Source organism: Pseudomonas sp. L7 (assembly GCF_046605565.1).
Taxonomy (GTDB): domain Bacteria; phylum Pseudomonadota; class Gammaproteobacteria; order Pseudomonadales; family Pseudomonadaceae; genus Aquipseudomonas; species Aquipseudomonas wayambapalatensis.
On sequence record NZ_CP176784.1, the window covers coordinates 699,847 to 712,973 of the forward strand.

Here is a 13,127-nt window from a genome sequence, read left to right on the forward strand (position 1 = left end):
TGTTTACGGGATTGCCTTTCTAAACTAAGTCACCCGTAAACGGATTTCGAGTCTTTTGTCATGCCTGCCTCCCGTCGTTTTCCCTGGCTGCTGATCGGCGCCTTCATCGCCCTCTATCTGGTCTGGGGGTCTACCTACCTGGCCATTCGCATCGGTGTCGAATCCTGGCCGCCCTTGCTCATGGCCGGGGTGCGTTTTGTCATTGCCGGCAGCCTGTTGTATGGCTTCCTGCGCTGGCGCGGGGTGCCGGCTCCGACCTGGGCGCAATGGCGGGCGGCGGGGGCGATCGGGTTTCTGCTGCTCAGTTGCGGCAACGGTGGCGTGACCCTGGCCGAGCATGCTGGCGTGGCATCGGGCGTTGCAGCGCTGGCGGTGGCCACGGTGCCGTTGTTCACCTTGCTGTTCGGGCTGCTGTTCGGTCATCGCAATTCGCGTCTGGAATGGGCGGGGATTTTCCTCGGACTTGCCGGTATCGGGCTGCTAAACCTCGGTTCGAACCTGCAGGCCAGCCCCATGGGGGCGGTGTTGATCCTGTTCGCAGCGGCGGCCTGGGCGTTCGGCTCGGTGTGGAGCAAGAACCTGCCCTTGCCCCAGGGCGCCATGGCCAGTGCTGCCGAGATGCTGGTGGGCGGCGCTGCGTTGTTGATCGGCAGCGCCCTGAGCGGTGAGCGCCTGACCCAGATGCCGACGGCGGCGGGCTGGGGGGCACTGGCCTACCTGATCTTCTTCGGTTCGATCGTGGCCTTCAGCTCGTACATGTACCTGCTCAAGCACGTGCGGCCGGCGGCTGCGACCAGCTACGCGTACGTCAACCCGGTGGTGGCGGTATTGCTCGGGATTGTCTTTGCCGGTGAGCAGATCGGCGCCGAGGAATGCCTGGCCATGGGGGTGATCGTCGGGGCGGTGGTGCTGATCGGGCTGCCACAGTGGCGGCGTGCGCCCCGGCAGGTGGCCTGAGGGGCCGGTGCATCCGGTGGTAGCGGTGGGCGGCAAAGCCAGCGCAACTCCAGGGGGCTTGCGGTAAACTGCCGCCTTCGCTGAACCCCCTGACGGTATCACCATGAATTTCGCCAAACTCGGCCTGATCGAACCCCTGCTGCGCACCCTGCAGCAGCGGGACTATTCCACCCCGACCCCGATCCAGGCCCAGGCCATCCCCGCCGTGCTGGCAGGGCGCGACCTGATGGCCGCTGCCCAGACCGGCACCGGCAAGACCGCCGGTTTTGCCTTGCCGGTGTTGCAGCGCCTGGCGCTCGAGGGTGAGAAGGTGGCCAGCAATTCGATTCGCGCGTTGGTGCTGGTGCCCACCCGCGAGCTGGCCGAGCAGGTGCACGCCAATATCCGTGAATACGCCGAGCACCTGCCGTTGAGCACCTACGCGGTGTACGGCGGCGTCAGCCTCAACCCGCAGATGATGCGCCTGCGCCGTGGCGTCGACTTGCTGGTGGCCACGCCGGGCCGCCTGCTCGACCTGTTCCGCCAGAACGCGGTGAAGTTCGGCCAGGTTCAAACCTTGGTGCTCGACGAAGCCGACCGCATGCTCGACCTGGGCTTTGCCGAAGAACTGCAGGCGGTGTACGCCGCCTTGCCACGCAAGCGCCAGACCTTGCTGTTCTCGGCGACGTTCTCCGACCAGATCCGCATGCTCGCCGGCCTGGCCCTGAACGATCCGCTGAGTATCGAAGTCAGCCCGCGCAACGCCGCCGCCACCACCGTCAAGCAATGGCTGGTGCCGGTAGACAAAAAGCGCAAGGCCGACCTGTTCTGCCACCTGATGCGCAAGCAGCGCTGGAAGCAGGTGCTGGTGTTCGCCAAGACCCGCAACGGCGTCGATCAACTGGTCGAGCGGCTGCTGGCCGAGGGGATCAATGCCGATGGCATCCATGGCGATCGTCCACAGGCGACCCGCCAGCGGGCGCTGGATACCTTCAAGGCGCGTGAAGTCCAGGTGCTGGTCGCGACAGACGTCGCTGCTCGCGGCATCGATATCGACGACCTGCCGCTGGTGGTCAACCTCGACCTGCCGATCGTTGCCGAGGATTACGTGCACCGCATCGGTCGTACCGGGCGAGCGGGTAACAAGGGCGAGGCGATTTCGCTGGTGTGCGCCGACGAGGTGCAACTGCTGTCGGCGATCGAGGTGCTGATCCGCCAGACGTTGCCGCGTCATGAAGAGCCGGACTTCATCCCCGATCACCGGGTGCCGATGACCGATGCCAGCGGCCAGGTGCTGAAGAAACCGAAAAAGCCCAAGAAACCCAAAGAGAACAGTGCCAAGCGCGGGCTGGGCAAGTGGATGGATAGCTCGGAAGATTCGGCACCGACGGTCAAGCCGGTGCGCAAGGTGCCGAGTTTCAACAGCGGGCCACGCAAGCGCAAACCCTAGTGCGGGGGTTCCTGTAGGAGCGGGCTTGTCCCGCGATCGGGCGCGAAGCGGCCGTAAACCCAGCTACCGCAGTCCCTCAGGAAAAGCACGGTCGCCTGAGTTACGGCCGCTTCGCGCCCGATCGCGGGACAAGCCCGCTTCCACAGGGATTGGGCTGGCCTTTAGATTTTGAACAAGACAGTTGTTCCTACAGGGACGCGGGCTGGCGCTCGGACAACCACTTCAGCGCCGCCCGCCCGGCGCGCAAGCCGCTGGCAAAGCACGCCGTCAGCAGGTAGCCCCCGGTCGGCGCTTCCCAGTCCAGCATCTCGCCGGCACAGAAGACGCCGGGCAGTTGCTTGAGCATCAAGCCCTCGTCCAGTGCCTCGAAACGTACGCCACCGGCACTGCTGATCGCTTCATCCAGCGGCCGCGTACGCATCAGTTCGATCGGCAGCGCCTTGATCGCCTGGGCCAAGCGCATGGTGTCGGTGAAGGTGTCCTGGTCGGTCAGCTCGCGTAGCAGCGCGGCCTTCACCCCGTCGATCCCGAGCTGCCCGTGCAGGTGCTTGGCCATCGAGCGGGAGCCACGGGGCTTGGCCAGGGCCTGAGCGATTTTATCCACAGGACGATCCGGTAGCAGGTCGAGCAGCAAGGTGGCGTGTCCGTCGCGCTCGATGCTGGCGCGTACCGCCGCCGACCAGGCGTACACCAGACTGCCTTCCACGCCTTGGGCGGTGAGGATGAACTCGCCCTTGCGCGGGGTGCTGCCAGGCACGCTCAGGGCGATGTTCTTCAGCGGCGCGCCGGCGAACTTGTTCTTGAGCAGATCGCTCCAGCCCTGCACCTCGAAACCACAGTTGCTCGGGCGTAATGGCGAGATATCCACAGCGCGCTCGGCCAGCAGTGGCACCCAACTGCCATCCGAGCCCAGGCGCGCCCAACTACCGCCACCCAAGGCCAGGATCACGGCAGTGGCGCGCACCAGGCGTTCGCCCTGTGGATAAGCGATCCGCAGTGCGCCTTCCGTGTCCCAGCCGAGCCAGCGGTGCCGGGTGTGGATAACCACGCCGGAATCGCGCAGGCGCTTGAGCCAGGCGCGCAGCAGCGGTGCCGCTTTCATGTCAGTGGGGAAGACCCGCCCCGAGGTGCCGACGAAGGTCTCGATGCCCAGGCCGTGGATCCACTGGCGCAGGGCGTCGGCATCGAAATCACGCAGCAGCGTGTCGATGGCCTCGCGGCGTTCGCCATAGCGGCCGATGAAGGCCGGGTAGGGCTCGGAGTGGGTGATGTTCATGCCGCCAACGCCTGCCAGCAGGAACTTGCGACCCACCGACGGCATCGCATCGAACACCTCGACCGCCACGCCGGCCTGGGCCAGGGCGTCGGCAGCCATCAGGCCGGCGGGGCCACCGCCGATCACGGCGACGAGGGGAGGGGAGGTGGGGTGGGAATCGGTCATGGTGGCGGCAGGCTGTGGAAAAGAGTCGGCATTCTACCCCAGAGGTGCCTGTACAGGTACTGTTCAAAAAATGAACAAATCTTTGCAGGTCAGGCAGTTAAAGGGCTCCAGGGGCTTTCCCGCAGGTTATCCACAAGCGGTTCCACAGTCATTGTGTGTAACCCAGCACCCGCGCCGCGCTGTGGTGAAGGATGCCGTGCCGCCGCGCCAGCGCCGCCCGGTCCTTGCTGTAACCGCCGCCGATCACCCCGACCACCGGAATATCACGGCCAAGACAGTGGCGCAGGACCGCTTCGTCACGGGCGGCGACGCCTGCATCGGTCAGTTGCAGATAACCCAGGGCGTCGTCCTTGTGCACATCGACGCCGGCGTCGTACAGCACGAGGTCGGGCTGGTAGAGCGGCAGCAGGTAGTTCAGTGCATCGTTCACCACCTTCAGGTACGCCGCGTCGTCCATGCCGCGCGGCAGGGGGATGTCCCAATCGCTCTGGGCCTTGCGTGCGGGGAAATTCTGCTCGCAGTGCAAGGACACGGTGATCGCCTCTGGTGTGTCGTGAAGGATGCGTGCGGTGCCGTCGCCCTGGTGCACGTCGCAGTCGAAGATCAGCACGCGGTGCACGCGTCCGGCTGCGAGCAGGTAGCGGCTGATCACCGCCAGGTCGTTGAAGATGCAGAACCCGGCGGGGTGGTCGTAGTGGGCATGGTGGGTGCCGCCGGCCAGGTGGCAGGCGATACCGTGACGCAGGGCCATCTCGGCGGTCAGCAGCGAACCGCCGACGGCGCGCACGGTGCGCCGTGCCAGGGCCTCGCTCCAGGGCAGCCCCAGGCGGCGCTGGTCTTCGCGTGAGAGTTCGCCGTTCATGTAGCGCTCGATGTAGGCGCGGTCATGGGCCAGGGCGAGGATGTCGTTGGGGCAGAGTTCGGGGCGCAGCAAGGCCTGGTCGGTGGTCAGCCCGCTGTCGATCAGGTGATCGTGCAGCAGGCGGAACTTGTCCATGGGGAAACGATGTTCCGGCGGGAACTCGGGGCTGTAGTCTTCGTGGTAGATCAGCGGCAGGGGCATGGGCAGGATCGCGGCTGGAGGCAGCGTTGATCTTGCCAGTGGGCCGGAATGCCACGCAACTCAAACACTCATCAGCGTTGTGCCGACGCCAGCACCCGTCGCCAGTCCGGCTCGTTCATGCGCCCAAGGATACGGGCCTTGCCGCTGCCATCGACCGACACGAACAGCGCGCTGGCGTAGCCACTTTCGCGCTCGCCCGGCGCAACCTTGAGGGTGCGCTGGAAGTGATCGACGCAGCCGTTGTGGGTCACCAGCACAAGATTGTGCCCTGCACGCTTGTGCGCCATGGCCTGGCCTGCGAAGCCGCTCTCGCAGCCTTCGAGCCAGTCCTCGCTGGTCACCGTGTCGCCGACGATGAAGTGCGCGGTCTGTCGGGTGCGCAGCTTCGGGCTGCTGAGCAGGTCGGCACCGTTCAGCCCCAGGCGCTGCAAGCCTTCTCCGACACGCTGGGCGGCCTGGCTGCCGGACACGGTGATGCCGGTTGGATCGTCCAGGCAAGGGCCGGGCGCGCTGTCGCAGCGCTCGGCGTGGCGAATCATCACGATCACGCTGCCTTCGGCCCACTTCTGCAGCAGGCCGCTGGCGTTCAACTGCCGTTCATTGCCAAGGTTCACGATGTGCGTCCTCGTTGACGACCACAGCATCAATCCCGCCGCGACCAGCACCAAGGCGAGGCCGACTGCCCAAGCCTTGCGCAAACGTCGGTGTCGCTTGCGGCGTGTTGGGATGGCCAGGTTTTCCAGGATGTCGCTCGACAGCATGCTCGGGCTCCGGCAAGAGGGGGCCGCGCGCAGGGCGGCGGCAGGTGGTGGCATTCTGTGAAGTGGCCTGTCTGCGCCGAGTGAAGCCGTTGTGAAAATTGCATTGGGCCTGGGGTGCAGGTGAAAAGCGCCCCCGGCGCCTAATCTGTAGACTGCAGGACTGAAAACCTGGAGCCCGCCCCGATGACCCCGATCCTCAAGCTCGAAAGCGCCCGCCTGGTGTTGCGCCAATGGCGGGACGACGATTTGCAGGCGTTTGCCGAGATGTGCGCCGATCCGCAGGTGATGCGCTATTTCCCGGCGCCATTGACGCGCCTGGAGGCCGCCGCGCTGATCGGACGCATCCGTGGCCATTTCAACGAATACGGCTACGGTCTCTGGGCATTGGAGCGCATGGACAGTGGCGCCTTCATTGGATTGACCGGGTTGCTCAACGTCAATTTCGACGCACCCTTCGCGCCGGCGGTGGAGATCAGTTGGCGTCTGGCCCGTCGTCACTGGGGCCAGGGCTTTGCCAGCGAGGCGGCCTGGACCTGCCTGCGCTGCGCATTCGCACAGTTGCGCCTGGATGAGGTGGTGTCGTTCACCACTCAGGACAACGTACCCTCGCAGAAGGTGATGCAGGCGATCGGCATGGTTCAGGACGAGGCAGGCAGCTTCGAACACCCGCGGCTGCCCGAGGGGCACCCGCTGCGTCCGCACGTGCTGTATCGCATCGACCGGCCGCGCTGGGAGCGAACCCTGCACGCCTGAATGGGGCGCCATGCACGGAGGCGATGACAAATTCTGTATGATTTGCGCCAATGCCCGAATTGCCGTGACACCTGTCAGGAGTAGCCCCCGATGAGCCATGTGTTGGACGACCTGGTCGACCTGTTGAGCCTCGAATCCATCGAAGAGAACCTGTTCCGTGGCCGTAGCCAGGACCTGGGCTTTCGTCAGTTGTATGGCGGCCAGGTGCTGGGCCAGTCGTTATCGGCGGCCAGCCAGACGGTCGAGGACGCGCGCCATGTCCATTCCCTGCACGGCTATTTCCTGCGCCCTGGCGATGCCAGCATGCCAGTCGTCTATTCGGTCGATCGGGTGCGCGACGGCGGCAGTTTCAGCACCCGCCGGGTCACGGCGATCCAGAAGGGCAACCCGATCTTCACCTGCAGCGCGTCGTTCCAGTACGACGAGGGCGGTTTCGAGCACCAGGTGCAGATGCCCGATGTGGTCGGCCCCGAGAACCTGCCCAGCGAAGTCGAACTGGCCCGCGTGATGGCTGACAAGCTGCCCGAGCGTATCCGCGACAAGGTGCTGTGCGCCAAGCCCATCGAGATCCGCCCGGTGACCGAGCGTGATCCGTTCGACCCCAAGCCGGGCGACCCGGTGAAGTACGCCTGGTTCCGCGCCGACGGCAACCTTCCGGACATCCCGGCGCTGCACAAGTACCTGTTGGCCTACGCCTCGGATTTCGGCCTGCTGACCACCTCGCTGCTGCCCCACGGTAAATCGGTGTGGCAGAAGGATATGCAGATCGCCAGCCTCGACCATGCGCTGTGGTTCCACCGCGACCTGCGTGCCGACGACTGGCTGCTGTACGCCACCGACAGCCCGTGGGCCGGCAACGCCCGCGGGTTCACCCGCGGCAGCATCTTCAACCGCGCCGGGCAACTGGTGGCCTCGTCCACCCAGGAAGGCCTGATCCGCCATCGCAAGGACTGGGCATGAGCCTGCACGAAGTACGCAACTGGGTGTTCGACATGGACGGCACCCTCACCGTGGCGGTGCACGACTTTGCCGCGATCCGCGAGGCGCTGGAGATTCCGCCCGAGGATGACATCCTCACCCACCTCGCCGCGCTGCCTCACGAGGAGGCCACGGCCAAGCACGCCTGGCTGCTGGAGCACGAGCGCGACTTGGCGATCGCCTCGAAGGCCGCGACCGGTGCAGTCGAGCTGGTACGCGAGCTGTCGGCGCGTGGCTGCCGGCTGGCGATCCTCACCCGCAACGCGCGGGAGCTGGCGCATGTCACGCTGGAGGCCATTGGTCTGGCCGACTGCTTCCCGGTCGAACACATTCTGGGACGTGACGAGGCGGCGCCCAAGCCCGACCCGGATGGCCTGTTGCAGATCGCCCGGGCCTGGGGTGTGAATCCGTCAGAACTGGTGATGGTGGGCGACTACCGCTTCGACCTGGATTGCGGACGTGCGGCGGGGGCCAGGACGGTCCTGGTAAACCTGCCCGACAACCCCTGGCCGGAGCTGGCGGACTGGCATGCGGCGGATTGCCGGGTGCTCAGGGCGATGCTTGGTTGAACTGTGGGAGCGGGCTTGCCCGCGAAGAACTCACCGCTATCCCATGTAATGAACAGTAACCCATGACGATTCACTGACATCCCACTACATTCCCGGACACTGGCAAGGGCAGCCCCCTGACTAGAATGCCCGGTCTTGAATGAGACCGATTCTCTGTCACGCATCCGCTGTTGCCAGGAGCCCTCCGATGCCCTCCATTCTCCGTTCCGCGCGGCGGCTGCTGCCGCTGCTCATGCTGCTGGTCGCAGGCCTCGGCACTCTCCAGACCGCCAGCGCCGCCCAGGTCACCGACGTGCTCGGGCGCAAGGTGGAAGTCGATCACGCGCCCCAGCGCATCGTCCTCGGCGAGGGCCGGCTGTTCTTCGCCCTGGCCCTGCTGGATCGCGACAACCCGTTCCAGCGCGTGGTCGGTTGGCAGAACGACATGCGCCTGCTCGACCCGCATACCTACGACGTCTACGCCAAGCTTTATCCCCAGGTGGCCAAGCTGCCGCTGATCGGCCAGGCCTCGGAGCAGAGCGTCAGCGCCGAGCAGATCCTAGCACTGAAACCGGACCTGGCGATCTTCAGCATCGCCGGCGAAGGCCCAACCCAGCACAGCCCGGTCGCCGACCTGCTGGAACAGGCCGGCATCCCGGTACTGTTCATCGACTTCCGTGTGCACCCGATCAAGAACACCCGCGTCAGCCTCGAAGCCCTGGGCACCTTGCTGGGGCGCGAGCAGCAGGCGAAGGAATACCTGGACCTCTACGACAGCCACCTCAAGCACGTCACCGATCAGGTGGCGGGGCTCAAGGACAGCGAGCGGCCGAAGGTCTTCCTCGAACTGCTGGCGGGCGTCTGGCAGGCGCCGGGGCATACCACCGGCAAGAGTGGCCTGGGCAGCGTGGTCGAGGCGGTCGGTGGGCACAATATCGCTGCCGACGTGGTGCCTGGCGCGCTGGGTGACGTCAGCGTCGAATACGTGCTCAAGGCCGATCCGGACGTCTACATCGCCACCGGTAACCGTGCCCCCGGCGTGCTGCTCGGCGCCGGCGTGAGTGCCGATACCGCGCGCCAGAGCCTGGCCAGGATCATCGCGCGCCCCGAATTCGCGCCGCTGCGCCCGATCCGCGATGGCCAGGCCCACGGCCTGTGGCATGACTTCTACAACTCACCGTTCAACATCCTCGCCATCGAAGCCATGGCCCGCTGGATTCATCCCGAGCGCTTCAAGGATCTGGATCCGCAAGCGACCATGGCCGACATCAACCACCTGCTGAAGGTCGGCCTGGACGGCCACTACTGGATCGACGCCAAGTGACCGCCCAGGCTCTGGACGGCGCCGCGCTGGCGGCCTGGCGGTATCGGCGCCTGCTCTGGCGGCGTGCCGGGCTGGTCGGCGGGCTGGCCGTGCTGCTGGCGCTGGCGGTGCTCGGCGACCTGGCCAGCGGCGCCTCTGGCATGGGGCTCGGACAGCTGCTGCATGGGGTGTTCGATCCGAACGCACTGAGCGCCACCGAACGGGTGATCATTTGGAACGTGCGCCTGCCCTACGCGCTGATGGCGGTGCTGGTCGGGGCCGCGTTGGCGCTGGCTGGCGCGGAGATGCAGGCGATCCTCGACAACCCGCTGGCCAGCCCTTTCACCCTGGGGGTGTCCTCTGCCGCTGCCCTGGGCGCGTCGCTGGCCATCGCCTATCCGCTGTCGGTGGCCTGGCTGGCGCCGAGCGCCCAGGTGACGGTGATGGCGTTCGTCTTCGCCTGCCTGTCGGTGCTGTTGCTGCAGGCCATGTCGCGGCTGCGCGGTGCCGGGGTCGAGAGCCTGGTGCTGTTCGGTATCGCCCTGGTGTTCAGTTGCAACGCATTGGTGTCGTTGCTGCAGTTGCTGGCCACCGAGGATGTGCTGCAGCAACTGGTGTTCTGGACCCTCGGCAGCCTGGCGCGGGCCAACTGGCAGAAGCTGGGCATTCTTGCTGCGGTGCTGGCGCTGGTGCTGCCGTTCTCGCTGCGCGCCGCCCCGGCCATGACTCTGCTGCGCATGGGCGAAGACCGCGCCCGCAGCTTCGGCGTGGACACCCGGCGCCTGCGCGTCGCCTCGCTGCTGCGCATCAGCCTGCTGTCGGCGACCGCCGTGGCCTTTGTCGGCACCATCGGGTTTATCGGCCTGGTCGGCCCGCACATCGCCCGCCTGCTGGTGGGCGAGGACCAGCGCTTCCTGCTGCCGGCGAGTGCACTGGTCGGGGCGTTGCTGCTGTCGCTGTCGTCGATCGCCAGCAAGCTGATCCTGCCGGGGGTGATCGTGCCGGTGGGGATCGTCACTGCCCTGGTGGGCGTCCCGGTGTTCGTGGTGCTGGTGTTCCGGCGGGGGAGAAGGTTGTGAGCTTGCGTATCGAAGGGCTGTCGGTCACCTATGGCGCGCGTCGGATCATCCAGCAACTGAGCCTGCCGCCGTTGCCGGCGGGCAGCCTGGTGGCGCTGGTCGGGCCCAACGGGGCGGGCAAGTCCACCCTGCTGCGCGCCCTGGCCGGACTGGAGCGGATGCAGGGCGCTGTGCACCTGGGCGATGAGGACGTTACCCGCCTGAGTTTCGCCGAGCGCGCCCGGCGCCTGGCCTACATGCCACAGCAACTGCCGCCGGGGCTGGCGCTCGGGGTGCTGGAGAGCATCGTCGCTGCGCTGCGCGTGGGGGCTGCCGATGACCTGTTGGCGACGGCCTTCGATGCGCTGCGCCAGTTGGGCATCGAGCACCTGGCCGAGCAAGGCTTGGACAGCCTGTCCGGCGGCCAGCGCCAACTTGTGGCCCTGGCCCAGTTGCTGGCGCGCAATCCACAGGTGCTGTTGCTCGACGAGCCAACCAGCGCCCTGGACCTGCACTACCAACTGCGGGTGATGGATGCAGTGCGTGAGCGGGTGGTTCGCCATCGGCTGTTGGCGGTCGCGGTGCTGCACGACATCAACCTGGCGGCCAGCCATGCCGATTGCCTGGTGATGCTGGAGAAGGGCCGGGTGGTGGCCTGCGGCACCCCGGCCGAGGTGCTCGAACCGCAGTTGCTGGCGCAGGTGTACGGCGTCGAGGCGCGGGTCGAACAGTGCTCCCGCGGCCGCCTGCAGGTGCTGGTGGACCGGGCGCTGCGCTGAGCCTGCCGGCCCGGCTGCACGCCCGCTCCATCAGATGCAGTCAGGCGAAGACGAAGTACTTGCGTACGGTCTCGACCACCTCCCAGGTGCCTTTCATGCCGGGCTCGATGACGAACACATCGCCGCCCTTGAGGTGCTTGGGCTCTTCGCCTTCGGGGGTGATGATGCAGTAGCCCTCGAGGAAGTGGCAGAACTCCCACTTCTCGTAGTTGACCTCGAACTTGCCTGGCGTGCAGATCCAGGTGCCCATGATCTTGCTGCCATCGGCCGACAGGTAAGCGTTGAGGTTGACGGTGTGCGGGTCGCCGCCGATGCGTTTCCACTTGGTCGCATCGACCACCGGGGTCGGACAGGTTTCGCGCAGGACGGTGATGAAGTCGGACATGGCAAGGCTCCTGATGACGGGCTGAGTGACCCGTCACCTTAGGGCGTTGGCGTGACATGTAGTTGCCTGGATTCGACGCCTATCTGCCTGGTCGCGCTATGGCGGTCACGCCCACCAATAGCGCACGAAGTGGAAGAACACCGGCGCGGCGAAGCACACCGAATCCATGCGGTCGAGCATGCCGCCATGTCCTTCGATCATGTGCCCCCAGTCCTTCACCCCGCGATCGCGCTTGATGGCCGACATCACCAGCCCGCCAAAGAACCCCATGGCGTTGACCGTCAATGCCATCAGCGCCGCCTGCCAGAAGTTGAACGGGGTGATCCAGCACAGCAGCGCGCCGACCAGCGTGGCCAACGCCACCCCGCCGGCCAGGCCTTCGACGGTTTTGGACGGCGACAGGTTGGGCGCCACCTTGCGCTTGCCGAACAGCTTGCCGCACACGTACTGCAGCACGTCGCTGATCTGCACCACCAGGATCAGCCAGGCGATCAGCAGCAGGTTGCGGCCCTCGTAGCCGGGGATGTCCAGGGTCATCAGCGCGGGCACCGCCGACACGCAGTACACCGCGATCATCAGGCCCCACTGTACCTTCGAGGCGCGCTCGAGGAAGCGCGTCGTATCCCCGCCGAAGCTGGCCAGGATCGGCAGCAGCAAAAACAGGTACACCGGAATGAAGATGCTGAACATCCCGTACCAGTCCATGGCGATCAGCAGGTACTGCACCGGCAACGCTACGTAGAACGCCGCCACCAGCGCCGGGTAGTCGCTGCGCCGGGTCGGGGTGAGGGTCATGAACTCGCGCAGGGCATAGAACGACACGCAATAGAACAGCACGATCACGCCGTACTTGCCGAACACGAAGGCAAGGCCAATCACCAGCACCATCACCCACCAGGCGTTGATGCGTGCGTTGAGGTTGTCGATCACCGCGTGCGGCGCGGAACCTGCGCGCCACTTGAGCAGGCGGCCGATGACACTGGCCAGGAGCAGCAGGGCGCCGATGCCGGCGAACAGGGACAGGGTGTTGTGATCCATCTCAGGCTTCCTTCGGGGCCAGGTTCAGCAGGGCCTGACGGGCCCGCTCGAGAAACGCCTGCTTGCTTTCGTCAGGCAGCACCTGCAATGGCTCGCCGAAACTCAGCGTGCACAGCAGCGGCAACGGCAGGGCGCGGCCCTTGGGCATCACCCGGTTGAGGTTGGCGATCCACACCGGCACCACTTCGATGTCTGGCTGGGCGGATGCGAGGTGGAACAGGCCGCTCTTGAAGGGCAGCAGTGGATCGTCGCCAAGATTGCGTGTGCCTTCGGGGAAGAAGATCAGCGAGTCACCCTGGGCCAGCGCATCGAGTACCGGTTGCAGCGGATTGTCCTGGCCTTCGCTGCGCTGACGGTTGATCAGGATGCCATTGAAGACATTGTGGATGACGAAGTTGCGCAGGCCTGGCGTGTTCCAGTAGTCGGCGCCGGCCACGGGCCGCGTGCGGCGCCGCAAGGGTTCGGGCAGCGAGGCCCAGAGCAGGACGAAATCGCCGTGGCTGCTGTGGTTGGCGAAGTACAGGCGCTGCACCGGTTGTGGCGTGCAGCCGAGCCAGAGGGCCCGAGCGCCGGTGATCAGGCGCGCGGCGGAGGTGATGGCGAAGGCGGTCAAGGCGGCGAGCATGGTGCAGGG

Annotated in this window: 14 protein-coding genes; 8 read left to right on the forward strand and 6 right to left on the reverse strand. The window is 66.1% G+C overall.

Annotated elements, in window-relative coordinates; genetic code table 11:
* Positions 1-60: 60 nt before the first annotated feature.
* Together yedA and ACK3BK_RS03365 are read left to right on the forward strand one after the other, a co-directional pair.
* Complete coding sequence (gene yedA / locus ACK3BK_RS03360) at positions 61-957, forward strand: drug/metabolite exporter YedA (protein WP_186710550.1); 897 nt, start codon at positions 61-63, stop codon at positions 955-957.
* 103 nt (positions 958-1,060) lie between these two features.
* Entirely contained in the window at positions 1,061-2,386 is a 1,326-nt protein-coding gene (locus ACK3BK_RS03365) for a DEAD/DEAH box helicase (protein ID WP_186710551.1), read from the forward strand.
* A 187-nt stretch (positions 2,387-2,573) separates the two neighbouring features.
* Here the strand turns inward: ACK3BK_RS03365 and ACK3BK_RS03370 are convergent, their stop codons facing one another.
* The 3 genes from ACK3BK_RS03370 to ACK3BK_RS03380 all read right to left on the reverse strand — a co-directional run bounded on the left by ACK3BK_RS03370 (position 2,574) and on the right by ACK3BK_RS03380 (position 5,651).
* Complete coding sequence (locus ACK3BK_RS03370) at positions 2,574-3,827, reverse strand: TIGR03862 family flavoprotein (protein ID WP_411383729.1); 1,254 nt, start codon at positions 3,825-3,827, stop codon at positions 2,574-2,576.
* Between the two features lie 148 nt (positions 3,828-3,975).
* Entirely contained in the window at positions 3,976-4,890 is a 915-nt protein-coding gene (locus tag ACK3BK_RS03375) for a histone deacetylase (RefSeq protein ID WP_186669306.1), read from the reverse strand.
* A gap of 71 nt (positions 4,891-4,961) precedes the next feature.
* Positions 4,962-5,651, reverse strand: a complete 690-nt coding sequence (locus ACK3BK_RS03380; RefSeq protein ID WP_411383730.1) for a histidine phosphatase family protein — start codon at positions 5,649-5,651, stop codon at positions 4,962-4,964.
* A 183-nt stretch (positions 5,652-5,834) separates the two neighbouring features.
* Here ACK3BK_RS03380 and ACK3BK_RS03385 point away from each other — a divergent pair, with 183 nt between their 5' ends.
* The 6 genes from ACK3BK_RS03385 (at position 5,835) to ACK3BK_RS03410 (ending at position 11,070) form a co-directional block, all read left to right on the forward strand.
* Positions 5,835-6,404: a GNAT family N-acetyltransferase gene (locus tag ACK3BK_RS03385; protein WP_186711329.1), complete on the forward strand. Its 570-nt coding sequence runs from the start codon at positions 5,835-5,837 to the stop codon at positions 6,402-6,404.
* A 90-nt stretch (positions 6,405-6,494) separates the two neighbouring features.
* Entirely contained in the window at positions 6,495-7,364 is an 870-nt protein-coding gene (tesB, locus tag ACK3BK_RS03390) for an acyl-CoA thioesterase II (RefSeq protein ID WP_288375596.1), read from the forward strand.
* Positions 7,361-7,951, forward strand: coding sequence for an HAD family hydrolase (locus tag ACK3BK_RS03395; protein WP_411383731.1), 591 nt, complete (start codon positions 7,361-7,363; stop codon positions 7,949-7,951). Before tesB ends, ACK3BK_RS03395 begins: the two co-directional genes overlap by 4 nt.
* A 187-nt stretch (positions 7,952-8,138) precedes the next feature.
* On the forward strand, positions 8,139-9,254 hold the full coding sequence (locus tag ACK3BK_RS03400) for an ABC transporter substrate-binding protein (protein ID WP_411383732.1): 1,116 nt from the start codon (positions 8,139-8,141) through the stop codon (positions 9,252-9,254).
* Positions 9,251-10,312 carry a FecCD family ABC transporter permease gene (locus ACK3BK_RS03405; protein WP_186669318.1) on the forward strand — a complete coding sequence of 354 codons (1,062 nt, stop codon included), beginning with the start codon at positions 9,251-9,253 and terminating at the stop codon, positions 10,310-10,312. The genes ACK3BK_RS03400 and ACK3BK_RS03405 overlap by 4 nt, the downstream gene beginning before the upstream one ends.
* Positions 10,309-11,070 (forward strand): ABC transporter ATP-binding protein, encoded by a 762-nt coding sequence (locus tag ACK3BK_RS03410; protein ID WP_411383733.1) that lies wholly within the window; start codon positions 10,309-10,311, stop codon positions 11,068-11,070. The genes ACK3BK_RS03405 and ACK3BK_RS03410 overlap by 4 nt, the downstream gene beginning before the upstream one ends.
* Before the next feature lie 40 nt (positions 11,071-11,110).
* Here the strand turns inward: ACK3BK_RS03410 and ACK3BK_RS03415 are convergent, their stop codons facing one another.
* The 3 genes from ACK3BK_RS03415 to ACK3BK_RS03425 form a co-directional block, all read right to left on the reverse strand.
* Positions 11,111-11,455, reverse strand: coding sequence for a cupin domain-containing protein (locus ACK3BK_RS03415; protein WP_063542660.1), 345 nt, complete (start codon positions 11,453-11,455; stop codon positions 11,111-11,113).
* Between the two features lie 105 nt (positions 11,456-11,560).
* Positions 11,561-12,493, reverse strand: a complete 933-nt coding sequence (locus ACK3BK_RS03420) for a phosphatidate cytidylyltransferase (protein ID WP_186669322.1) — start codon at positions 12,491-12,493, stop codon at positions 11,561-11,563.
* 1 nt (position 12,494) lies between these two features.
* Positions 12,495-13,118, reverse strand: coding sequence for a lysophospholipid acyltransferase family protein (locus ACK3BK_RS03425; RefSeq protein ID WP_411383734.1), 624 nt, complete (start codon positions 13,116-13,118; stop codon positions 12,495-12,497).
* Positions 13,119-13,127 lie beyond the last annotated feature (9 nt).